This window comes from Streptomyces sp. M2CJ-2, from assembly GCF_016757295.1.
In the GTDB taxonomy this organism is placed as follows: domain Bacteria; phylum Actinomycetota; class Actinomycetes; order Streptomycetales; family Streptomycetaceae; genus Streptomyces.
This window is the reverse complement of sequence record NZ_JAESIF010000023.1, coordinates 1-22,463: the sequence shown is the minus strand read 5'-3', so window position 1 is coordinate 22,463 and position 22,463 is coordinate 1. Positions and strand designations below refer to the sequence as shown.

Genomic DNA, 22,463 nt, shown 5'->3' with positions numbered 1-22,463 from the left:
TCGGTGAACCTCCGTCCCGCTGAGCGCGGTTCGGACCGGACCGTTCCGTGCGTGCGCACGACGGATCGCTGCTCGTCCGCCGTCGACACAGGCCGGGCCACCACAGAGCCTTTTGAAGCAAGCCGTCTCAGTATGGCCACCGTCACAGCGGCCGTGTCAAGGTGCTGTGACCCGGCGGCACGCACGGTCTTCGGAGCGGATGCCGGACACCTTGGTCGCACGGCCGACCACGCGCGCGGGGTGGGCCGCGGGAGGGCCGGCGCGACCGCCAGGGGGCCTTTGAAGTCGTGGTACCGGCGTTCGACCGCGCCCTGGCCCTTGTAGTGGACAAGGATCTGGTCCGGGCCGGCCTGCTCGGCCGGGATGCTCGTCAGCAGTGCCCACCAGCCGTCCATCGCAGCCTCGGCCGCCAGGACGTCCTGGTCGAAGTGTCACCGAAGGGCGGGAGGCTCGCCTTCGCCTCCGGTGATCGTCCAGCGCAGGCAGGAGGCGACGTGCCGCTTGGCTGCGATGACCCCGATCCGGGCCATGATCTTCTGGTGGGTGCCGTAGTGTCGGCCGCCCGCCGCGCCGGCGAGCTTGTCCATCTCCCCGCCGGCCCGGGCCAGTCGCTTCTCGCGGGCCCGGCGCTGGCCCGCCGCGACGGCGGTGGAGTGCGCCGGGATCCGGCCATGGTGTGGACGTCCTCCAGCACCCGGTAGCTCTCCCGCGCGGCGGCCGGTTTGTCCACGTCCCGCTCGGGCACCCAGCCCACCGCCTGTGTTTGTGCAGCGTCCAAGGCCGCGTAGACCTCGTCCTTGACCTGGGCAGCCGGGACCGGCGCGATGAAATCCACCCCGGCCGCGAGCAGGGCGGCGACATTCGTACAGGACACCGGCTTGGAATCGGCGACCAGCAAGAACTCCCGTGCACCAGCCATGCCTTGCAGGTCCTTCATCGCGCCGACGACCTGGCTGGCCTCGGCCGCACCCCCGTCGAAGACACGAGCGTGGACAGGAATGCCGCCGTCGGCGGACACCGCGAGTCCGGCCTGGACCTGCTTCAGGTCCACCCGCCGGTCCTCGGGGCGCCCGTAGCTGACGACCGGGTACTGCTCGTCCTGGTCCTCGGCAGGGAAGGCCCCATGGACAGACATGCTGGTCATGTCCCAGTGCAGCCTCGACACGTCGATCCCGAACTCGGCGATCGCCCGGGCGCCGACCGTCCCGCGATTCTGTCCAGCTCCGGCGCGATCGCATCCAGGGCCCGGGCCGGACGGTCGTCGTTGAGCAGGGCCGGCTCGATGCCGAACACCTCCTCCACCGCCCAGGTACGGGCCCAGTCACCGACCCGCACCAGCGGCGCGGGCGGGGTCAGCCGGTTGACCACCAGCGCCTCGATCACCTGCCCATGGGTCAGATGCGCGCTCGCGCCTCCCGGACACACCTCGTCGACGATCCCGGCGACATCCAGCCGGCGCAGAAACTCGGCAGCGACAGGCAGAGCGCCCAGACGCTTCTCCACCACGGACGTCACCACCACATCAAGGCGCTGACGCTGAGACCGAGGCCGCGGAAACCGGGAAGCCCTCGACACACCCCACACGACCGGCCCAGGACACCCCCGGACCGGTCACGTCCTGCGAATCAACGACCCGCGAAGTACGGGACTAGTTCCACCGCAGCGGCAGCGAGTTGAGGCCCAGGACGAGCCCGTGCTCGGTCGGCTCCTCGACCAGTTCGTAGTCGGGGATCTGCCGGTGCCACTCCTCCATCATCACGGCCAACTCCTGGCGCCCCAGGTGCGATCCGGGACAACGGTGCGGGCCGGCCCCGAAGGCGAGGTGTCGGGTCTCCTTCCGGTCCAGGTCGACCGTCCGCGCACGGGGGTGCGCCTTCTCGTCCCTGCTCGCCAGCGAGAGGGGGAAGTGCGCCACCTGTCCGGCCTTGACCGGGCAGCCGTGGAAGTCGGCGTCCCGGGTGGCCTTGCGCGCGGTCTGCACGATCGGGTAGACCCGCAGCAACTCCTCGACCGCGTGCGGGATCAACTCGGGCTCGGAAGCGATGCGGCGACGGTCCTCGGGGTGCTTCGCCAGGTGGTACATGAAGTACGAGGCCTCGCCCGCCACCGTGTCCAGGCCCGCCATGAACAACTGCAACAGGCAGTTGATCAGGTCCGCATCGGGGATCGGGACACCGTCGATCTCCCACGTGATCGCGGCGCTGACGATGTCCTGCGCGTCCGGATCAGGGTTCGCCCGACGTTCGGCGAGGAGTTCGCCGAAGTACTGCATCACCTTGTGCAGCGCCGCGGCCTGGAGGGACCGGTCCGGGTCGCTCTCGGTATTGCCGTGCAGGATCTGGTGTTCCCAGACCATGAATTCGTCGAGCTTCTCCAGGGGCATTCCCATGATCTGGAGGAAGACGATCGACGGCAGCACCTGAGCGAAGTCGCGGACGTAGTCGCACTCGCCCTTGTCCCGCAGCCGCTCGATCAACTGGGCGGCCAGACGCTGCTGTTCCTCCTTCAGGGACTTCGTGCGGGCCGGCGTGAACCAGGCCCCGAGCAGCCTGCGCCACTTCGCGTGGAGCGGCGGGTCCAGCATGATCGGGATCCACATGTAGTCCGGATCCTGCTGGGTCGGATCGACGACCGCACTGGACCACAGGTCGGCCTGTTGCAGGCCTTCGAGCAGCGCGTCGTGATCAGTGAAGATCCAGTAGCCCTTACCCTCCTCGGTCCACACCGCGGGCCGGGACATGTCCTGATACCGGTCGAGCCGGTCGAACAGCCACCCGACCGGCGTGGGCGGCGGACTGTAGACGTAATCCACCACAGGACAGTTGGGATTTTCGGTCGGTTGAGTCTGCTTCACCAGGGCCCCTCACCGATACAGCGTCTAATTTTATGGACGCGACATCTCATTATGCATAGGGTGCACCCGTGGGGCAACGGTCCTGCACCACCCGTACCGACACCGAAGAATTTCCCCTCAACTCCCTTTGAAACTTGGCTACTTGCCCATCGGCGCCCCATGAAATCCCAGATGGAAACGGCACCTCGCCGCTTCGGATCCGCCGCGGAAACCTCCCCGTGCCCGCTCGCGGCGGAGGGCGGGCACCGACCCGAGGCGGCAGACGGAACGACGGTGCCGCCGTCGCGGAGAAAACAACAGTGAGGCACCGGTCGACCACGTCACCGCCGCCGAACCGCCCCCCACCGACCCACGCCCGAGAGGCAGAACCCGAGTCGCTGTTCGGGCCGGGCCGCGCCCGCTGGGTCAGCATGGCGGAGGCTCTGGGCTGGGGCGCAACCGACCGGCCCGTCCCGACGGTCTGCGCCGGCGGCGGGCCCGGTGGCGGGCCCGAGCCATTCCCCTCCGGGTCTCGGCAGACTCTCGCCAACGCTCGCGACCGCGGCCACTGGCAGCCCCAGCACGTCGGCGCACACGTAGTGCTCGAACCCCAGACCCGCGGTGCGGGCCGGACCGCCCGACACGGTGCGCGCGCCGCCACTCCCGCCCACGAGCCGGCGCCCACATTCACCAGTAAGGCCACCCAGCGGATCAAGCCCACCCCCGGGGCTCTGTAAGCGGCGCTCTCTCCGGGGTGACCGGCACACCCGTCACACATGACCCCATGTAGTCCGTGGCTCCTGCCCGCCTGCGTGTCTGTGTTCTCTCACCCCCAGGACGGGCGCCCGCCTCCGGGTGCACCTGTTGGTCGTCACTGCGGAGGCGGCGCCCAGCGCCCGTCACGGCCCGTACCCCAAGGTCTCGGGGCACTCGAGCGCTGCTCACGACCTACGCTTGCGCCTGCACGGGAGTGCGATGCCCCCACGTGAAGACCGGGTCCGACCCGTCGCGCTGCGAGGCGACCCACGTGGGGTCGAGGGCGTCGGTCATGCGGACGACCCGGGACTCGTCGAACACGACCACCCGGTCGGCGATGCCCCAGGAGCCGTCGCGCCGCTCGAACCGGTCGACGTACCGGCAGCGGATGATCGCCAAGTCCTGCTCCCCGCCGGGCTCGGCGGGGGCCTGCCGCAGGAAGCACAGGCAGTACGACTCGACGTCGGCACTGTTCTCGCCGGTGAACTCCACCAGCACGTTGGAGATGAAGTGCTGGGAGGAGTCGATGGTGCGGTGACGGCCACGGATGTCCTCGACGAGGCCCGAGGCGTCACCGGTGTAGGCACCATGGACGTCGATGGCGTCGTCGAAGTAGCAGGCCGCGATGGCGTCGTGGTCCAGCCGGTCCACCGCCCGGGCGTAGCGGAACAGGACGTCCTGGATCTCGAAACGGTCGTCGGCGCGACTCATGCGGAAATCTCCTCGACTCGGGGTGACAGTGCGGCGGCACGTGCGGCCGCCTCTCGGCCGGCGACTCGGCCCAGGACCAGTGCGTGGGCGACGGAGTTGCCGCCGCCCACGTAGCGCTCGCCGAGGACGCCCCCGGCGGCCTCGCCGGCCGCATACAGCCCCGGGACCGCCCGGCCCTCGACGCCGAGGACCCTCGTCCTGGTGTCGATCTCGAGTCCGGTGTGGGTGCAGACCAGCTCTGCGGGCAGCATCTTCACCGCGAAGAAGGGTCCGGTGGCGATCGGCGCGAGGTGCGGGTCGGCACCCTTGGCTGCCAGGGACTCGTGGCGCAGGAAGTCCTCGTCGCGCCCCTGGACGAACAGTTCGTTGAACCGGTCGACGCTCGCGACCAGGTGGTCCGCCGGTACGTCCATCAGGTCGGCGAGCTGCTCCAGAGTGTCGGCGCGCAGCACGACGCCCTTGGCGACCTCCTCCAGGATCCGGTCCGCGGTCCAGTCCGCGTAGCCGCCCGGCAGTCCGGTACGGGCCGCGTCGTCGAACACCGACCAGACCCAGCCGCCCTGGTCCTTGAGGATGCCCGGGCTGACCGCGTAGGGTGCGTCCTCGTCCATGCAACGCCGCCCGTCGAGGCCGACGTTGATGCGCGAGGCGGGCGGGAAACCGCTCTGCCAGTGGTGGTAGCGCTGGAACTCGGCGGTCACCAGGAGCAGGCCCCAGCCCTGCCCGAACAGCGCCAGGTCGTGCCGTTCGGCGAAGCGGATGTGGTCGCCCCGCGAGCCCGGCGCGGCGACCACGAACAGCGCGTCGCCGGCGATCTCGGCGTCGGGGAGGAATCGGCGGACGAGTTTCGGGTCGGCCGCCAGGCCGCCACTGGCGATGACGACGGCGGCTGCGGTGGCCTCCTCGCCGTCCAGGACGACGCCGCGGACGACACCATCGCGGATCACCAGGTCCTCGACCCGGCTGCCGAGGGCGAGGTCCACGGCGAGCCGGGCGCGGGCTCTGTCGAGCACCTGCACCAGGCCGTAGCCCTGGTCCTTGGGCACGTGGCCGCGCCAGACGTCCTCCACTCCGGCACGGGTCAGCCCCGGTTCATGGGCGCTGCGCGAGACCTGTGCGGGTATCTCGACGCCCAGGTCGAGCAGCCAGTCGACGACCGCGCTGGACTCCTCGCAGAACATCCGGACCGGGCCGGGCCGGAGACGCCAGCCGTTGAGGTCCATGTAGTGCTGGAACATGCGCTGTGGCGAGTCCTCGACCCCGAGGCTCTGCTGGACACTGGTGGCCGAGGCGGTCAGCAGCCCGGCGGACAGCTGGGTGGAGCCGCCGATCTCGTCCTCGGACTCGAGGAGCAGCACCCGTGCGCCCGCCTGGGCGGCCGAGACCGAGGCCGCCAGACCGGCGCCGCCCGCGCCGACGACGATGACGTCGTAGTCGTAGGCGATGGTGTCGGACTCAGACATGCTGCGAACCGCCGTCCACGGGAATGTTGGCGCCGGTGATGTACCGGGCGCTGTCGGAGAGCAGGAAGTACAGGGCGCCGAAGACCTCCATGGGCGCGCCGAGGCGACGCAGCGGGACGGTGGTGAGCGCCCGGTCCATGGCAGCCTGGTCGTCGCGGACCCAGCGGGTCATCTCGGTGTCGATGTAGCCCGGCGCGATCGAGTTGACGCGGATGTTGTCGGGGCCGAGCTCGACGGCCATACACGTGGTGAGGTGCTTCACCGCGGCCTTCGAGGAGTTGTAAGAGGCCCGGGTCGGCCGGGCGCGTACGGCGGCGACCGAGGCCATGTTCACGATCACGCCGCCGTCGACGGTGCGGAAGTGGCGGGCGGCCGCCTGGCCGCCGTAGACGACACCGTTGACGTTCACGCCGTAGGTGAGCGACAGCTGCTGCGGCGTGATGTCGGTGAACTCCGCCTGCGGGAAGACACCGGCGTTGTTGACCCACAGGTCGAGCCGGCCGAACTCGCGCAGGGCGGTGGCGACCAGTTCGTCGCCGGCGGCGGGGTCGGTGACGTCGGCGCCCACGCCGACCACGCGGCCTGCGCCGTCGACGCCGGCCAGGTTGGCGTTGATCTTGTCGGCGACGGATGCCATCGCCTCCTGGTCGAGGTCGCCGCCGACGCCGTTGACACCGCGACGGGCCAATTCCTCCAGGAAGAGCGCGCCCATGCCACGACCGGCTCCGGTCACGACGACGGTGCGGCCGACCAGCTCGGGGTTGAGGGCGGGCAGGGCGTCGTGGTTGACGCGGCCCGGATTGTCTTCGGGGGTCTGGGTGCTCACGGGTGCTCCTTCAGGTGGGGTGCGGATGGTTCGGGCGCGGCGCCGTCGCGGGTCACGCGGCGGTGTACGAGCCTCAGTTCGGCGGGGTTGTCGGGGGTGCGGCGCAGCCGGTCGTCGATCGTGGTGATGCGGTCGATCCGGGCCGCCCCGGAGGCGAGGTCGTGGGTGGTGACGATGAGGAGGTTGGCGCGTACGTCGTACTCGCCGGTCTCGGCCGCGGGCCGGACCAGCACGTTGGTGATGACGTGGTGCAGGTGCGGCGCCGCGGCGTGCAGGTCGCGGGCGAAGGCGACGAGTGCGTCGCGGCCCGTGACCGGCTTGTCGTATGTCGGGGAGTCGAAGACCCCGTCGGCGACGAACGTGTCGGCCCATGCCTCGGCGTCACCGGTGTCGATGGCATGCGACTGGGCGGCGTAGAGGTGTTGGACCTCGAGGAGGGTTTCGAGCAGGGGGGTCACGGCTTTTCCTCCAGACCCGCGAGGATGCGGTGGTAGAGCCCGCCGGACGTCAGTCCACCGTCGACGACCATCTCCTCGCCAGTGATGTACGTGGCGTCGTCGGACAGCAGGAACGCGACCACGCGCGCCATCTCCTCGGGGGTCGCGAGCCTGCCGGCCGGGACCGACCGCAGGCTCTCGTCCACGAAGGTGGTGTCGGCGGCCTGGTGCAGCAGTGGCGTGCCGGTGAGTCCCGGGTGCAGCGAGTTGACGCGGATACCGAGAGCGGCGAGTTCGAGCGCGCCGACCTTCGACAGCCCGCGTACGCCCCACTTACTGGTGCCGTACGTGGCGGAGAAGTAGCCGACCATGCCGGCGATGGAGGAGATGTTCACGACGGCCGCGCCGCCGTCCTGCGCGCCCCGCGCCAGAGCGGGGGTGAGCGTCTTGAGACCGTAGAAGACGCTGGACAGGTTGACGTCCATGACGCGGCGCCACTGCTCGACGGTGGTGTCGGCGATGCCGGCACGCAGGCTGACACCGGCGTTGTTGACCAAGCCGTGCAGCGGCCCTGCGGCCTCCACCTCGCCCGCGAGCACGCCCCACGAGTCAGCGTCGGCGACGTCGAGTCGGACGGCCCGCCCTGACCCACCGGCCGCTGTGAGCTCGGAGACGAGCGCCTCGGCAGCGGTCACGTCGATGTCTGCTGCCCAGACGTGCGCCCCCTCGGAGGCGAGCGCCAGGCAGTCGGCCCGGCCCAGGCCGCCGGCGGCGCCGGTGACCACGACCGAACGGCCTTCGAAGCGTCGTCGGTCGGTCGGCACGGGGCTCACAGCTCCAGCTCCTTCCCGCGGGTCTCCTTGAGGAAGAAGGTGGCGCCGAAGGTCATGAGCGCGGTCACGATGATGTAGCCCGCCGGCGCGAGGTTGTTTCCGGTGACATTGATCAGAAGCGTGGCGATGAACGGCGCGGTACCGCCGAGCAGCATGTTGGTGACGTTGTTGCTCATCGCGATACCGCTGTAGCGGTAGCGCGCCCGGAAGATCTCGGCGTACGTCGCGAACGAGACACCGTTGACGAGCCCGATGAAGAAGGTCAGAGAGCACTGGGCGAGGACGGCGGAAACCGGGCTGCCCTCGCGCATCAGCATGAAGGCCGGCAGCGCGATGACCGCGGTGACGCCGCTGCCCAGGAAGAACACGGGCCGGCGGCCGATACGGTCACCCGCGTACCCGGCGACCGGGAGGCTGATGACGGCGGCGACCATGGCGAGGCACGTCGACATGAACGCGAAGTCGGCCGAGTGACCGCCTTCGGTCTGCAGATAGCTGGCGGCGTACACGCCGGCCACGTAGTAGCCGCCGACGATCAGCGCCCCGAGGAAGATGACGAGCACGATCTGGCGCCACGCCTGCGCGAACACCTCGGCGATGGGGTACTTCGCGACCTCGACCGTCTCGCTGTCCTGGACGGCCTCGAACTGTTCGGTCTCGGGCAGCTGGCTGCGGATGTAGAGGCCGATCACGCCGATGAACAGGCTGAGGATGAACGGGATGCGCCAGGCCCAGGCGCGCACGATCTCCTCGCTGACGCTGACGGTGAGCACCAGCGCGACGAGCGAGGCGAACAGCGAGCCGAGATAGGTGCCGGTGTTGACGAACGAGGTGTGGAAGGCCCGTCGGTGCGCCGGCGCGTGCTCGGACACGAAGGCGTTCGCGCCGCTGAGCTCACCACCGGCCGCGAAGCCCTGGAGACAACGGCACAGCACCAGCAGGCAGGTCGCCCAGAGGCCGAGTGTGGCGTACGAGGGGATCAGGCCGATCCCGGCGGTGGCGACGGACATCAGCAGGATGGTCCAGGTGAGCGCCTTCTTACGGCCATACTTGTCGCCCACGTGGCCGAAGAGGACGCCGCCGGGCGCCCGGAGGAAGAACGCCACCGCGAACGCGGCGAAGGTCGAAAGGAGCGCCGTGTTCGGGTCGCTCTCGACGAAGAAGTGCGTCGCGATGAGGGTGGCCATGTAGCCGTAGATGCCGAAGTCGTAGTACTCGACGACGGTGCCGAGGACCGCCGCTCGGATGACCTTGAATGTGGAACGGGGGCTCGCGGCGGCCGGGGGCGACAGAGCCGCCGACTCGCTGGTCGGCGTCGGTTCGGTGGCCAGGTTTTTCATGGATCGGTCCTTTGGATGCGCTTTACGGATGGTTGATCGCTTGTCGGGCGCGGCAGTTGACGGCTCACGCCTGTCGGCCTGCCCAGACCCACGCGTACTGCTGGTCGTCGACGGCCTGTCCGCCCTCGCCCAGTTCGAGCGGGCGGTAGGTGTCGACCATGACCGCGGACTCCTCGAAGTGCTCCGCTCCGAGGGACGCCTCGATCGCCGCCGGCTGCGGGCCGTGGGCGTGTCCGCCCGGGTGCAGCGAGACGGAGCCCTGGCCGATGCCGGAGCCCTTGCGGGCCTCGTAGTCGCCGCCGCAGTAGAACATGACCTCGTCCGAGTCGACGTTCGAGTGGTAGTACGGCACCGGGACGGCCAGCGGGTGGTAGTCCACCTTGCGTGGCACGAAGTTGCAGATGACGAAGTTGTCGCCCTCGAAGACCTGGTGGACGGGCGGCGGCTGGTGGACCCGCCCGGTGATCGGCTCGAAGTCCTCGATGTTGAAGGTGTACGGGTACAGGCACCCGTCCCAGCCCACGACGTCGAAGGGGTGCGTGTCGTAGACGAACCGGGTGCCGACCACTCCGTGCCGACCACCGCGGTGCTTGACCAGCACCGCCACGTCGCGTCCCTCGGCCAGGTGGATCCCGGTCGGCCCGTGCAGGTCCCGTTCGCAGTAAGGCGCGTGTTCGAGCAGTTGGCCGTCCTTCGACAGGTAGCGCTTGGGCGGCGCGATGTGGCTGTTCGCCTCGATCGGGTACAGCCGGCTCGGTCCGTCGGTGACGTCGGGGACCCAGCGGTGCGTGGTGGCGCGGGGCAGCAGCACGTAGTCGCCGGCTCGATAGGGCAGCACGCCGAACACCGTCTCGACCACGCCGGTACCGGCCTCGACGTAGACGCACTCGTCGCCGATCGCGTTGCGATAGAGCGGCGAAGCCTCGTCGGCCACGACGTAGGAGATGCGCACGTCGCCGTTGCCGAGCACGAGCCTGCGCCCGGTCACGGCGTCGATGGTCTTCGCCTCATCCGCGTCGAACAGGTCGTGCAGCTTGAGATGGCGAGGCTTGAGCGGATGGTTGACGACTGTCGACTGGTCGGGCAGTTCCCAGATCTCGCTCGCGACGATCGCCGACGGGACGCCCCGGTGGTACAGCAGCGACGAGTCGGAGGAGAACCCCTCCTCCCCCATCAACTCCTCGTAGTAGAGCTTGCCCGCGTCATCACGGAACTGCGTGTGCCGCTTCGGCGGCACCGTGCCGACTCGACGGTAGTACGCCATGACCCCTCCGGCGTGTTGACCGATGAATTGAGTCACCGAGAACCGAGTGACCGATAAAGGAACACCGCGTGTTCGCATTTCGAAGATCCTCAGTTAGGGTGCGGCCCATGTCAATACCTCTCGTCTTCCGACATCTCGTGGACGACGCCGCGGTCCTCCCTCCCGGCCTGGCGCCGCTGCCGCACGCCGTGGCCGACCTCGACGACCTGGCCCGGCTCGCCGCGCCGCAGCTGTTCCCAGCGGGTCTGCGGGTGAGCGTCGTGGCCGGGCAAGCAGCCGTCCCGGCCGCGCTCGACGCCGTCGCCGTGACCGACCGCCTCGTGCTCGCCGCCCTGGAGGTCAAGCCGAATCCCGCGCTGCCCGTGCCCGCTCAGGTCGACGAGCCGGCCGCGCTCGGCCTCTCCGACACCGTGTACGTCGAGGTGCCGCGCCCCGGTGGCCCCGTATGGGAGCAGACCCTCGCCGCGGTCGCCCGACACGGCTTCCGGCTGAAGTTCCGCACCGGGGGCACCGAGGCCGCTGCCTTCCCCACCGAGAGCGAGGTGGCCGCGTGGATCCACGACGCCGTCGCCGCAGGCGCCGCCTTCAAGTGCACGGCCGGGCTCCACAACGCGGTCCGGCACACAGGGCGCGAGACCGGGTTCGAGCACCACGGGGCTACCTCAACGTGCTGCCGGCCACCGCGTGGGCCCGCGCCGGAGTCCCGCTGTCCGACGTCCGCGCCGCTCTCGCCGAGTGCGACCCGGGCACGCCGGCCCGGGCGATCACCGCGCTCCCCGCGGTCGACGCCGCCGCCGCGCGGTCGACGTTCACTTCGTACGGGTCCTGCAGCGCTCTCGAACCGCTCGAGGACCTGGCCGGCCTGTGCATGCTCGACCCGGCCACCGTCTGCCCGTCACTTCGTCACCCGGAACACCGATACCGAAGGGCTCTCCACATGAGCACTCCTCCCGTCACCTGGGTCAAGGCTGCGGCCGGCAGCGCGTACGACGTCGACAACCTCCCGTACGCCGTCTTCTCCACCGCGGAGTCCGGCCCGCGCATCGGTGTCCGGATCGGGGACCACGTACTCGACCTGGGCGCCGCGGCCACCGCTCTGCGCCCCGACTGGACGGTGCTGCTCGACACCGCCGCGCTGAACCCGCTCATGGCCGACGGTCCGGCGACCTGGGCAGCGGTCCGCTCCTGGGCCGTCGAACTGCTCACCGACACCGCCTACCGCGACCGTGTACGGCTCGTGCCGCTGGCCGATGCCACCCTGCACCTGCCGTTCGAGGTCGCCGACTACGTCGACTACTACGCCTCCGTCGACCACGCCACCAATGTCGGTCGGATCTTCCGCCCCGACGGCGATGCGCTGATGCCCAACTGGCGCCACCTTCCGGTCGGTTACCACGGCCGTGCCGGATCCATCATCGTCTCCGGGACACCGGTGCGCCGTCCCGCCGGTCAACGCAAGGCCCCGACCGACCCCGCGCCTGTCTACGGGCCGTCGCTGCGCCTGGACATCGAGGCCGAACTCGGCTTCGTCGTGGGCCGTTCGGTCCCGCTCGGCCAGCGGGTCGCCACCTCGGAGTTCACCGAGACCGTCTTCGGTGTCACCGGCGTCAACGACTGGTCCTCCCGCGACATCCAGGCCTGGGAGTACGTTCCGCTCGGCCCGTTCCTCGGCAAGTCCTTCGCCACCACCATCAGCGCGTGGGTCACCCCGCTCGCCGCGCTCGAGCACGCCCGCGTCGACCTTCCCGGCCAGGACCCGGCCGTTCTGCCGTATCTGCAGGAGAAGGGCCCCTCGGGATACGACATCGAGGTGGAGGTCGAGGTCAACGGCACGGTCGTGGCACGCCCGCCGTACTCCTGCATGTACTGGTCGCCCGCGCAGATGCTGGCCCACCTCACCGTCAACGGCGCCTCACTGCGGGTCGGCGACTTCTACGCCTCGGGCACCATCTCCGGCCCGGAGAAGCACCAGCGCGGCTCGTTCCTCGAACTGTCCTGGGGAGGCAAGGAGACATGGACCGCCGGCGGGCAGGAGCGTACCTTCCTCGAGGACGGCGACGAGGTGGTCCTGCGCTACTCCGCGCCCGGCGCCCGAGGCCGCATCGGCCTCGGAGAGGTCCGTGGCAAGATCCTTCCCACGGTCTGAACCCTGATTCCCGGAGAGGTGTCATGACGCCGTCGAACGAGCCCGAAGGCGGTGGCTCGCAGACCCTGGAGCGCGGCCTTGCGATTCTGCTCGAACTCAGCCGCCACTCCGAGGGGTTGAACACCAGTCAGGTCGCGGCCGCGACCGGGTTCCACCGCTCCATCGCGCACCGACTTCTCGTCTCCCTGCACCGGACGGGGTTCGCCGCGCGCGACGACGACGGCCGCTACGTCGTGGGCCCGACCGTGGCCGGGCTCCTCGGCGACGCCGGCCCCAGCCTGCGCACCATCGCCGAGCCCGTCCTCCAGCGCCTGGCGCAGAAGCTGGACGCCACCGCGAGCCTCGTCGAGGCCATCGGCACGGCGGCGGTCACCACGGTCGTGGCCGAACCCCCCACCGACGGGCCGCTGTTCTGGTACCGCAAGGGAAGCCGCGACCCGCTCGACCACGGCTCCGGGGGCCTGGCCTGTCTCGCCGCCGGTCCCCCGCGCGTCTCCGAGCCGGAGCGTGTACAGGGGATCCGTGACGCCGGTTACATCGTCACCCACGGAGAGGTGAACGTCGGCGCGCATGGCATCGCGGCACCGTTGCCCGGTTGGCCGGTCCGGGCGGCGATCAACGTGGTCACCTCGGATCCGCAGCTCGCCGACCAAGCGATCCCGCACGTGCTGGACGCGGCCGCAGCCATCGGCGTCCCGAGCGATCACCTCTGAGAACCCGGCGCCGGGCTTCGTCAGGACAGCAGCGAGGCGAGTCGGGCTGCGGCGCGCAGGACCTGTGCGGCAGCTTCTTCGACGTCGTCCCCCTGGAAGACCGAGACGCCGATGGACGCCTTGCCCAAGCGCTCCCAGGCGCCGCATACGGACCAGACATCTCACCCGGCCCCTGCCAGGACCGGCTCAACGGCCGACCCACAGCGCCTATTGGGCGTGCCAGGACGCCGGCCGCCCCGTTCGCGTCCCGTTCCGCGGCCGACGGCTCAAGCGGTGGCAGCGCCGGCACAACACCACCCACGCCACGATCCGCTGCGTCGGCGAGCAGGCCATGGCCACGCTCAAGGGCCGGCGCCTGCTGCGGAAACCTCGCTGCGGCATCCACCGCATCACCGACATCGTGAAGACCGTTCTCGTTCTTCACCACGCGTCAACGTGAGGGTGGAAAGCGCTCAGTACCCCTCCGGCCTGCAGCCCTCGCCCGCCGGCCATGACGGAACCGGCAGCAGGTCCCGCACTACTGCCCACTCCGCATCGCTCATGTCCGAGTCGTACCGGGGCCGACGCTCCGGCCGGTCGGCCGCGTTCCCGAGCCGATGGGCGAGGCAGTCACCCCCAGGAGGGACGAACTGGACTCGACGAACCACGACCACGCGACACTTCGACACCGGGGCCTCTTGCTTCTCTCTGGATTCGACCACCGCGAGCTGCCAGGAGGTCTTTCTTCCATTGGCCCCGATCGACCCATCAGCAACGTAGGACTCACTGCCGAACGGGCCACTCCGATCTCTCGGGGCGGCCCGTTCGGTGGCTGCGGACGCGGGTCAGACGGCGGCGGGGGCGAGCACCGGCGCGCCCGTCCTGTCGCGGAGTTCCTCCTCGGTGACTCCCGGGGCGAGTTCGACGAGCCGGAAGCCCTCATCGGTGACGTCGAGGACGCCGAGGTCGGTGACCACGCGGTGGACGCAGCTCCGGCCGGTGAGCGGCAACGTGCAGGACTCGACCAGCTTGGCGCTGCCGTCCTTCGCCACGTGTTCCATCAGGACGACGACGCGGCGGGCACCGTGTACGAGGTCCATCGCTCCGCCCATGCCCTTGATCATTTTCCCGGGGACCGCCCAGTTGGCGAGGTCGCCGCGCGCGGAGACCTGCATACCGCCCAGGACGGCGACGTCCAGGTGACGGCCGCGGATCATGGCGAAGGACAGCGCCGAGTCGAAGAAGGCGGCGCCCGCGACCACGGTCACCGTCTCCTTGCCCGCGTTGATGAGGTCGGGGTCGACGGCGTCCGGGGTGGGGTAGGGGCCGGTGCCGAGGATCCCGTTCTCCGAGTGGAGGACGACATGGACGTCATCGGGCAGGTGATCGGGAACGAGGGTGGGCAGGCCGATGCCCAGGTTCACGTACTGGCCGTCAGCCAGTTCGCGGGCGGCGCGGGCCGCCATCTCGGTGCGGGTCCAGGCCATCAGACGGCGCTCCCTTCGCGGACGGTTCGCTTCTCGACGGGCTTGGCGCCCCGCTTTCGCACCTCGACCACGCGCTGCACGAAGATGCCGGGCAGGTGGACGTGTTCGGGGGCGATCTCACCGGGCTCGACGAGTTCCTCGACCTCGGCGACGGTCACCCGGCCGGCCGTCGCGCACAGCGGATTGAAGTTGGCCGTGGTCCTGTCGAAGACGAGGTTGCCGTGCCGGTCGCCCTTCGAGGCCCGCACCAGGGCGAAATCCGTGCTGATGGACCGCTCCAGAACATACGTCTCGCCGTCGAGGACACGGGTCTCCTTTGCCGGGGACTCGACCGCGACCGAGCCGTCGGCCGCGTACCTCCACGGCACGCCGCCCTCGGCGACGGCGGTGCCCACACCGGCCGGGGTGTAGAAGGCCGGGATGCCGGCGCCGCCCGCGCGCAGCCGTTCGGCGAGCGTGCCCTGCGGGACGAGTTCCAGCTCCAGTTCGCCGGACAGGTACTGGCGGGCGAACTCCTTGTTCTCGCCGACGTAGGAGCCGGTGACCCGGCTGATCCGCCCGGCCCGGAGCAGGATGCCGAGGCCGTGGTCGTCGGTGCCGCAGTTGTTGGAGACCACCCTCAGGTCGCCGGCACCCTGCTCGTGGAGGGCGTCGATCAGCTCCTGCGGCACGCCGCAGACGCCGAAACCGCCGACGGCGAGGGTGGCGCCGGAGGGGATGTCCGCGATCGCCTCGGCCGCGGACGCCACTGTCTTGTCCATGTTCACGCCTCCACGGCCGGCTCGATGCGGCCGGTCACGGCGCCGAATCCGATGGTGGTGCCGTCGGCGCCCGGGGCGGTGGCGGTGATGGTGATCTCGTCGCCGTCCTCGAGGAAGGTACGGACCGAGCCGTCGGGCAGTGTCACCGGCGTCTCGCCGCCCCAGGCGAGCTCCATGAGGGAGCCCCGCTGGTTCTCCTCGGGGCCCGAGACGGTCCCGGAGGCGTAGAAGTCGCCGGTGCGCAGCGAGGCGCCGTTAACCGTCATGTGGGCGAGCATCTGGGCGGGTGTCCAGTACATGGCGGAGAACGGCGGGGTGGCCACCAGGTGGCCGTTGAGGCGGACCTCGAGGGTGAGGTCGAGGCCCCAGTGCTCCTTCTCGGTCAGGTACGGGCGGAGCTCGTGCTCACGCGCCGGCGGGGCGACCCGTGCGGCCTCCAGGGCGTCGAGCGGAACCACCCAGCAGCTGACGGAGGTGGCGAACGACTTGCCGAGGAACGGGCCGAGCGGCACGTACTCCCAGCTCTGGACGTCGCGCGCGGACCAGTCGTTGACCAGCGTCACGCCGAAGACGTGCTCGCGGAAGGCGTCGACGGCGACGGGCCTGCCCAGCTCCGAGGGGGTGCCGACGACGAAACCGACCTCGGCCTCGATGTCGAGGCGCGAGGACGGGCCGAAGCCGGGCAGTTGGCCGTCGGCGGGCCGCTTCTGCCCGTTGGGCCGCACCACCGGCGTCCCGGACGGCACGACGGTGCCGGCCCGGCCGTGGTAGCCGATGGGGAGGTGCTTCCACTGCGGGGTCAGCGGGTCGCTGCCCGGCCGGAACATGCGGCCGATGTTGGCGGCGTGGTGCTCGGAGGCGTAGAAGTCGACGTAGTCGGCGACCTCGAAAGGCATGCCGAGACCGACGTCGGTGAGCGCGTGCAGGTGCGGTTCGACGGCGGGGCGGGCCGTGGCGTCGGTCAGCAGCCGGGTGATGTCGGCACGGACCTGTTGCCAGCGGGCACGGCCCTGGGCCATGAAGGCGTTCAGGGAGCCCCGCGCGAAGGTGTCGTCGCCGAGGGCTGCGGCCAGGTCGAGGACCTGCTCGCCGATGGCGACGCCCACGCGCGCCCCACCGCCGGACTTCGGGGTGAAGACGCCGTAGGGGAGGTTCTGGATCGGGAAGGGTGAGCCGTCGGGGACGGTGACCCAGGTGGTGGTCATTCGTGTTCCTTCACAGGGGTGTGGAGCAGGGCCCGCGCCTCGCTGACGGGACGGGCGGTGGAGCAGGAGCCGTACGAGACGAGCGCGTGGCGCGCCGCGACGGCCTGTTCCCCGGTCAGCGTGTCGGCGCGGCGGGCGAGTTCGCCGCCGTCCTCGATCTCCAGGACGGCTCGTACGGCAGCCTCGTCCCCACCGTCGGCAGCGGTGGCCGCGGCGAGGAGCAGGTTGAGGTAGCCGTGGTGGGTGAAACCCGTCTCCGGCGCGGTGTGGCGGACCACCTCGTGCAGTCCGGCGGTCGCCTTGAACGGCACCCCGGCCGCGACGCAGGCGCACACGAACGCGGCGACCTGCTCCACCGACGGGAACAGTTCGGCGCGGACCCCGCCGCAGCGGAGCTTGGCGCCGAGGGGACGGGTTCCGGCGTGCGCGGCGAGCGCGGTGAGCAGTGGCTCGGGGTGTGCCTGCACGACCGGCTCCGCGTACAGGGGCACCTCGCCGGGCACGTCCTGCAACGTGGCCGACACCGCGTCCAGGGCGGTGTGCTCGTCCTCGCCGAAGGCCTTGAGGGGCACTTCGAGGAGGGCGAGCCGCAGCCGTGGGTCGGCGAGGATCTGCGCGCAGGCCGCGGCGAGGGTCTCGGCGTCCTGGTCCGCGATCAGACCGAGCTCGAAGACCTCGCCGTCGCGCAGCAGGGAGCGCAGCTCGCCGAGCCGGGACGCGGGAACGAGGAAGCGGTGGGTGTGCATCGCCTCCCCGGCCGCCGCGTCTGCGCGGTGCCGCTCGACCGCCCGGTCCATGGGCAGCGCGGTGGGCGGGAACAGGCCCGCGTCGTCGACCAGCGCGTCCAGCAGTGCGTGCGGGACCGTCATGCTCGCCGCCCCGCCCAGCTCCAGGCGTATGCGCCGTCGTCACAGGCCCTGCCGCCCTCGCCGATCTCCAGTGGGCGGAACGTGTCGACCATGACGGCGAGTTCGTCGAAGAACTCGGCGCCGATGGAGCGCTCGTAGGCGCCGGGCTGCGGGCCGTGGCTGTGGCCTCCCGGGTGCAGCGAGACGGAGCCCTGGCCGATGCCGGAGCCCTTGCGGGCCTCGTAGTCGCCGCCGCAGTAGAACATGACCTCGTCCGAGTCGACGTTCGAGTGGTAGTACGGCACCGGGACGGCCAGCGGGTGGTAGTCCACCTTGCGTGGCACGAAGTTGCAGATGACGAAGTTGTCGCCCTCGAAGACCTGGTGGACGGGCGGCGGCTGGTGGACCCGCCCGGTGATCGGCTCGAAGTCCTCGATGTTGAAGGTGTACGGGTACAGGCACCCGTCCCAGCCGATCACGTCGAACGGGTGGTGGGCCTGCAGGAACCGGGTGCCGACGATCTCGCCGCCCGCACCGCGGTGCTTGACCAGGACCTCGACGTCGGTGCCTGTGCCCTCGACCAGCTCGGTCGGCCCGTGCAGGTCGCGCTCGCAGTACGGGGCGTGCTCGAGGAGCTGGCCGTAGCGGGACAGGTAGCGCTTGGGCGGGGCGATGTGGCTGTTGGCCTCGACGCAGTAGGCGCGCAGGGGCTCCCCGCCCTGCGGGATCCAGCGGTGTGTGGTGGCGCGCGGGATCACCACGTAGTCGCCGGCGCGGGCGTCGAGCACGCCGAAGACGGTCTCGACGCGGGCGCTGCCGGACTCGACGTAGACGCACTCGTCGCCGATGCCGTTGCGGTACAACGGCGAGGCACTCCCGGCGACGACATAGGAGATGCGCACGTCGCCGTTGCCGAGGACCAGCCGACGGCCGGTGACCACGTCCGTCTCCTGCCAGGCGTCGTCCTTGAACAGCTCGTGCAGTTTCAGATGACGGGGCTGCAGAGGGTGGTTGGGCACGGTCCTGGCGTCCGGCACCTGCCATACGGAGGAGTCGGTGATCGCGGAGGGGATGTGCTTGTGGTAAAGCAGCGACGAGTCGGCGGAGAAGCCCTCCTCTCCCATCAGCTCCTCGAAGGCGAGGGTGTCGCCGTCGTAACGGAACTGGGTGTGCCGTTTCGGGGGGATGGTGCCGAGGCTGCGGTAGTGGGCCATGAGCCGACCTCCTTTCGTAGGGGGTGTCAGAGCGCACCGGCGACCGGCACGGGTGCCGCGTCGGGGGCGGGTGCCGCGTCGGGGGCGGGTGCCGCGTCGGGGGCGAAGCCGCGTCCCGTGGCGCCGGTCGGCGCCTTCGCCGACGCGGGGGCAGTGGGTTCGGACAAGGAGGACTCCGTTGTCGTCCGTAGGAGGGTGAGGTCGTCCGTAGACGTGGGCGTGCGGTTACGCGGTCCTCTCTGCCTCGGCCACCAGGGCGGCGAACCGCTCCGGGGTGAGGTGGTCGAGCGCGGTGAGCATGGTGAGGCGGACGAGGAACGGCACTCGGCCCGCTTCGCCGGCCCGGTCGATGGCCTCGCTGAGCGTGCGCCAGGTGGCCTCGGCATGCGCGATGGCGCGGTCCTCGTCGTCCTGGACGGCGACGGCGACATCGGTGGGCGGAGCGGGTTCGGTGGTGGTGGTCATCGCGCTCCTCCTGCGGTGAGCTGGTCGGTGAGGTGTCGGGTGAGCGGGCCGAGCGGTTCGCCGGTACGGATCCGGGCGAGAACCAGACCGTCGGGTCGGACGAGGAGCGCTTCGCCCTCGGCCAGGCCGAGGCGGGTGGCTGCCTCGTGGCCCAGAACCGGCACGCCGGGGGCGGGTTCGCCCTCGGTGGCGAGGGCGGTGACGGGCAGGTGGGCGGAGAGTTCGGACGCCACGCGTGCGGCGTCGGCGGCGGTGGCCGCGGCGATCAGCGAGAAGGTGGCGCCGCGCAGGGCGTGCAGGCCGGTCTCCTCGCCGCCCACCGGGACGACCTTGAGGTCGGGCAGTGGGTCGCCGGGGAGCGGGCCGCTCGCCGCCGGGGCGGCTGTGTGGGTGAGCGGCGAGGTCCGGCTGTGGGTGGCGCTGGACTGGCGCGGGTTGATGAGGTGGGTGAGCACCGGCCGCGCCAACGCGAGTTGCAGGACGGCGTCCCGGGTGAGGCGGTAGCCGTCGGTGCCGGGCGTCATGAACAGGGTGGACTTCTCGGCCTGTTCGGCGTTCTGCCGCCAGGCGTCCCGCCGTTCGTCGGCGACGGTGCGCAGGATCCGCTCGTCGGCCCCTCCGTTCACCACGGCGGCCAGTGCCCAGGCGTAGACGTCGGCGTCCTCCAGACCGGAGTTGAGGCCGCGCACGCCGAAGATCGGGACCAGGTGGGCGGCATCGCCGGCGAACAGGACACGGCCGTGCAGGAAGGAGCCCAGGGCGCGGGCATGAGCGCGGTACAGGCTGGACCACTCCAGGGTCCACGGCTTCCTGGTGCCGAGCCACTCGAGGTGACGGGTGATCACGGCGCGTACGTTCTCCTCGCGGATCGCCTCCTCGGGGTCCTCGTCGGCGTCGATCTGGTAGTCAATGCGCCAGATGTCGTCGGGCTGGCGGTGCAGCAGGATCGTCTGGCCCGGGTTGGACGGCGGGTCGAACCAGGCCTGCCGTTCGGTGGGCAGTTCGCTTTCCCAGTGGATGTCCGCGATGACGTACCGGCCCTCGTAGCTGGTGCCCTCGAGGTGGACGTCGAGCGCCTTGCGGACCGCGCTGTGCGCACCGTCGCAGGCGACGAGGTGGCGGGCGCGCAGGACGCGCGGGCCGGCCGGGGTCTCAGCCTCGACGGTGACCTGGCCGTCGTCCTGGGTGACGCCGGTGACCCTGCTCTTCCAGCGCAGCTTGATCCGCGGCTCGGCGAGAGCGGCGTCGAGCAGGATCTGCTCGGCGACCGACTGGGAGATGTTCACCATCGGCGCCCGGACGTCCGCCTCGCCGTGCGGCATGGCGAAGGCGAGCACCTCGGTGTCGCGGTAGTGGCTGCGGCCCGTGGTCCACGGCAGGGACAGCCGGGCGAACTCCCCGCCCACGCCGATGCGGTCCAGGACCTCCATGGAGTGGCGGGAAAGGCAGATGGCCCTGCTGCCGTGGCAGACCGAGTCACCGGCCTCCAGCACGGTGACGGCGACCCCGCGGCGAGCCAGGCCCAGGGCGACGGCCAGGCCTACGGGTCCCGCTCCGGCCACCACGACCTGCTCGGGGCCGGCGCCGGGCGCTGTAGAGGTGAAGTCCACGAAGTCGTGATGGTGCGGTTCGAAGTACACGAGGACACACTTCCCAGTTGTTGCAAATAGTGAAACAACGTGTTACGAATGTTGCAACACCTTCGTCGCGATAATGTCCTCACGTCAAGAGGCCAAGGGGAAAAAGTTCCTTCATCGCGGAAAGAAGGACCTGAGGGAAGGGGCGCGAGGTGGCCGCTGGAGGTTCGCAGACGCTGGAGCGGGGGCTCATGGCACTGCGCATGATCGCCGAGGAGCCGCAGGGGCTGACGGCCAGTGAGATCGCGGCCCGGCTGGGCGTTCACCGGTCCATCGCGTACCGACTGTTGACGGCACTGGTGCGGCAGGACTTCGCTTCCAAGGACGAGGCCAACCGGTACCGCATCGGCGTCGCCTTCTTCACCCTGGCCCAGCAGTCCCGCCCCCCGATGCTCGACACGGCGCAGCCCGTGCTGCGTGACCTCGCCGCGGAACTGGGCGCCACCGCCTGCCTCGTCGTCCGTGACGGCATGGAGGCGGTGGCCGTCGCGGTCGTCGAGCCGCCCGGCTCCGGCGCCCGGCTTTCGTACCGCATCGGGAACCGGGACCCCCTCGACCGGGGCGCCGGCGGCCTCGCCCTGCTGGCCGCCGCGGAGCCCACGCCCGACGAGCCCGAGCGGATCGCCGACGTCCGCGTCCGCGGGTACGCGGTCACCAGCGAGGAAGTCCTGCCCGGTATCTTCGGCGTCGCCTCCCCCGTGGGCGCCCGGCCCGACGAGCAGCCCGCCGCGGTGACCGTCCTAACTCATCATCAGGACTTGGCGGAGGCCGCTGCCCCCGCCGTCGTCGCCGCCGCGGAGCGCCTCACCACGGCGCTGAGTCCGTCCGTCTGACCGGCCAGGGATCCGTCTCCCGGGCGCTTGCCCGGCGTTGTCACGTTGTTGGGTGTATGAGTGTCCGAGGGCGCGTCGGGGCGTGGTGGGCTTGCGCTTCGGGCCCGGAGTCAAGCCGTGGCAGACCGGCCGACAGCGCCGGTGACCTGATCCCAGATGGCGAAGCAGACGGTCATCTCGACGCGGTGTTCGGGGCGGCCATCAGGTGGCGACGGGGCCGGAAGTGCGGTGAGATGCAGCTGAACGCGGACAGGAACCGCTGGGCCCCGCCGATACTGCGGAAGCCCTTCATGGCGCGTTCGCGCTGCCTCGTCGGCTGGTGACTGTTCTCGGCCCGGCTGTTCAGGCCCTGGTGACAGCGGTGCTCGACCGAGGGCCTGACCTCGCGGTGGGCCGCACGGTGGGAGCGGAGCTTGTCGGTGACCATCCCCCGCGGCAGGGTGCGGGTCTTCTTGAGCAGTGTGCGGAAGAACCGCCGGGCCGCGGCCTTGTCCCGGCGGGACTGGACGAGGATGTCCAGGACGGTGCCGTCGGTGTCGACGGCCCGCCACAGGTACTTCCGTTCCCAGTTGATCTTGATAAAGACCTCGTCCAGGTGCCACGTGTCCCCCGGGCCGGGGCTGCCGGCGGCGCAGCGCGTTGGCGTAGTGCTGCCCGAACTTCGCGCACCAGCGGCGGACGGTCTCGTAGGAGACGATGACGCCGCGCTCGA

At 70.6% G+C, this 22,463-nt stretch carries 22 protein-coding genes and 3 pseudogenes; 5 read left to right on the top strand and 20 right to left on the bottom strand.

The annotated features are described in order from the left end of the window. Window positions 1-370 precede the first annotated feature (370 nt). The 3 genes from JL475_RS18985 to JL475_RS41505 form a co-directional block, all read right to left on the bottom strand. A complete protein-coding gene (locus JL475_RS18985; protein WP_202278931.1) occupies window positions 371-1,144 on the bottom strand; it encodes a hypothetical protein in 774 nt (257 codons plus the stop codon). Then, window positions 1,141-1,506 (bottom strand): DUF4277 domain-containing protein, encoded by a 366-nt coding sequence (locus JL475_RS18980; protein WP_202278930.1) that lies wholly within the window; start codon window positions 1,504-1,506, stop codon window positions 1,141-1,143. The genes JL475_RS18985 and JL475_RS18980 overlap by 4 nt, the downstream gene beginning before the upstream one ends. A 142-nt stretch (window positions 1,507-1,648) precedes the next feature. Next, the gene (locus tag JL475_RS41505; RefSeq protein ID WP_202278929.1) at window positions 1,649-2,854 is read right to left on the bottom strand and encodes a cytochrome P450; all 1,206 of its coding nucleotides are present in this window, start codon (window positions 2,852-2,854) and stop codon (window positions 1,649-1,651) included. Window positions 2,855-3,198: 344 nt separating this feature from the next. Between JL475_RS41505 and JL475_RS40105 the strand changes: the two are divergent. Next, window positions 3,199-3,534: pseudogene (locus JL475_RS40105) on the top strand (DNA cytosine methyltransferase); the annotation flags it as partial. Between the two features lie 247 nt (window positions 3,535-3,781). Here the strand turns inward: JL475_RS40105 and JL475_RS18970 are convergent. The 8 genes from JL475_RS18970 to JL475_RS40100 form a co-directional block, all read right to left on the bottom strand. Beyond that, on the bottom strand, window positions 3,782-4,300 hold the full coding sequence (locus JL475_RS18970; RefSeq protein WP_202278928.1) for a nuclear transport factor 2 family protein: 519 nt from the start codon (window positions 4,298-4,300) through the stop codon (window positions 3,782-3,784). Next, entirely contained in the window at window positions 4,297-5,763 is a 1,467-nt protein-coding gene (locus JL475_RS18965) for an FAD-dependent oxidoreductase (RefSeq protein WP_202278927.1), read from the bottom strand. Before JL475_RS18965 ends, JL475_RS18970 begins: the two co-directional genes overlap by 4 nt. After that, window positions 5,756-6,589, bottom strand: coding sequence for an SDR family NAD(P)-dependent oxidoreductase (locus tag JL475_RS18960; RefSeq protein ID WP_202278926.1), 834 nt, complete (start codon window positions 6,587-6,589; stop codon window positions 5,756-5,758). Before JL475_RS18960 ends, JL475_RS18965 begins: the two co-directional genes overlap by 8 nt. Beyond that, a complete protein-coding gene (locus JL475_RS18955; protein ID WP_202278925.1) occupies window positions 6,586-7,047 on the bottom strand; it encodes a nuclear transport factor 2 family protein in 462 nt (153 codons plus the stop codon). Before JL475_RS18955 ends, JL475_RS18960 begins: the two co-directional genes overlap by 4 nt. Beyond that, the gene (locus tag JL475_RS18950; protein WP_202278924.1) at window positions 7,044-7,859 is read right to left on the bottom strand and encodes an SDR family NAD(P)-dependent oxidoreductase; all 816 of its coding nucleotides are present in this window, start codon (window positions 7,857-7,859) and stop codon (window positions 7,044-7,046) included. Before JL475_RS18950 ends, JL475_RS18955 begins: the two co-directional genes overlap by 4 nt. Further along, a complete protein-coding gene (locus tag JL475_RS18945) occupies window positions 7,856-9,199 on the bottom strand; it encodes an MFS transporter (protein ID WP_202278923.1) in 1,344 nt (447 codons plus the stop codon). The genes JL475_RS18950 and JL475_RS18945 overlap by 4 nt, the downstream gene beginning before the upstream one ends. 64 nt (window positions 9,200-9,263) lie before the next feature. Beyond that, window positions 9,264-10,463 carry a homogentisate 1,2-dioxygenase gene (locus JL475_RS18940; RefSeq protein ID WP_202278922.1) on the bottom strand — a complete coding sequence of 400 codons (1,200 nt, stop codon included), beginning with the start codon at window positions 10,461-10,463 and terminating at the stop codon, window positions 9,264-9,266. Window positions 10,464-10,573: 110 nt separating this feature from the next. Beyond that, window positions 10,574-11,116, bottom strand: coding sequence for a hypothetical protein (locus JL475_RS40100; RefSeq protein ID WP_237407590.1), 543 nt, complete (start codon window positions 11,114-11,116; stop codon window positions 10,574-10,576). Window positions 11,117-11,400: 284 nt separating this feature from the next. Here JL475_RS40100 and fahA (JL475_RS18930) point away from each other — a divergent pair, with 284 nt between their 5' ends. From fahA (JL475_RS18930) to JL475_RS40095, 3 genes and pseudogenes are all read left to right on the top strand, one after another. After that, window positions 11,401-12,609, top strand: coding sequence for a fumarylacetoacetase (gene fahA / locus JL475_RS18930; protein ID WP_202279039.1), 1,209 nt, complete (start codon window positions 11,401-11,403; stop codon window positions 12,607-12,609). A 23-nt stretch (window positions 12,610-12,632) separates the two neighbouring features. Further along, entirely contained in the window at window positions 12,633-13,322 is a 690-nt protein-coding gene (locus JL475_RS18925; RefSeq protein WP_202278921.1) for an IclR family transcriptional regulator, read from the top strand. Window positions 13,323-13,560: 238 nt separating this feature from the next. Beyond that, window positions 13,561-13,761, top strand: a pseudogene (locus tag JL475_RS40095) (IS5/IS1182 family transposase); the annotation flags it as partial. A 385-nt stretch (window positions 13,762-14,146) separates the two neighbouring features. Here JL475_RS40095 and JL475_RS18920 read toward each other — a convergent pair. From JL475_RS18920 to JL475_RS18885, 8 genes are read right to left on the bottom strand one after another with little or no spacing between them, the layout of a single operon-like run. Continuing rightward, window positions 14,147-14,788, bottom strand: coding sequence for a CoA transferase subunit B (locus JL475_RS18920; RefSeq protein ID WP_202278920.1), 642 nt, complete (start codon window positions 14,786-14,788; stop codon window positions 14,147-14,149). Further along, complete coding sequence (locus JL475_RS18915) at window positions 14,788-15,549, bottom strand: CoA transferase subunit A (protein ID WP_202278919.1); 762 nt, start codon at window positions 15,547-15,549, stop codon at window positions 14,788-14,790. The genes JL475_RS18920 and JL475_RS18915 overlap by 1 nt, the downstream gene beginning before the upstream one ends. 2 nt (window positions 15,550-15,551) lie before the next feature. Further along, window positions 15,552-16,754 carry a fumarylacetoacetase gene (gene fahA / locus JL475_RS18910; protein WP_202278918.1) on the bottom strand — a complete coding sequence of 401 codons (1,203 nt, stop codon included), beginning with the start codon at window positions 16,752-16,754 and terminating at the stop codon, window positions 15,552-15,554. Continuing rightward, window positions 16,751-17,623 (bottom strand): hypothetical protein, encoded by an 873-nt coding sequence (locus tag JL475_RS18905; protein ID WP_237407588.1) that lies wholly within the window; start codon window positions 17,621-17,623, stop codon window positions 16,751-16,753. The genes fahA (JL475_RS18910) and JL475_RS18905 overlap by 4 nt, the downstream gene beginning before the upstream one ends. Next, the gene (locus JL475_RS18900; protein WP_202278917.1) at window positions 17,620-18,816 is read right to left on the bottom strand and encodes a homogentisate 1,2-dioxygenase; all 1,197 of its coding nucleotides are present in this window, start codon (window positions 18,814-18,816) and stop codon (window positions 17,620-17,622) included. Before JL475_RS18900 ends, JL475_RS18905 begins: the two co-directional genes overlap by 4 nt. A gap of 26 nt (window positions 18,817-18,842) precedes the next feature. Continuing rightward, window positions 18,843-18,983, bottom strand: a complete 141-nt coding sequence (locus JL475_RS18895; protein WP_202278916.1) for a hypothetical protein — start codon at window positions 18,981-18,983, stop codon at window positions 18,843-18,845. Between the two features lie 58 nt (window positions 18,984-19,041). After that, a complete protein-coding gene (locus JL475_RS18890; protein WP_202278915.1) occupies window positions 19,042-19,281 on the bottom strand; it encodes a hypothetical protein in 240 nt (79 codons plus the stop codon). Then, the gene (locus tag JL475_RS18885; RefSeq protein ID WP_202278914.1) at window positions 19,278-20,921 is read right to left on the bottom strand and encodes an FAD-dependent monooxygenase; all 1,644 of its coding nucleotides are present in this window, start codon (window positions 20,919-20,921) and stop codon (window positions 19,278-19,280) included. The genes JL475_RS18890 and JL475_RS18885 overlap by 4 nt, the downstream gene beginning before the upstream one ends. A 149-nt stretch (window positions 20,922-21,070) precedes the next feature. Here JL475_RS18885 and JL475_RS18880 point away from each other — a divergent pair, with 149 nt between their 5' ends. Next, window positions 21,071-21,751, top strand: coding sequence for an IclR family transcriptional regulator (locus JL475_RS18880; RefSeq protein ID WP_307825103.1), 681 nt, complete (start codon window positions 21,071-21,073; stop codon window positions 21,749-21,751). Window positions 21,752-21,983: 232 nt separating this feature from the next. Here JL475_RS18880 and JL475_RS18875 read toward each other — a convergent pair. Then, window positions 21,984-22,463 (bottom strand): annotated as a pseudogene (locus tag JL475_RS18875) (IS6 family transposase); the annotation flags it as partial.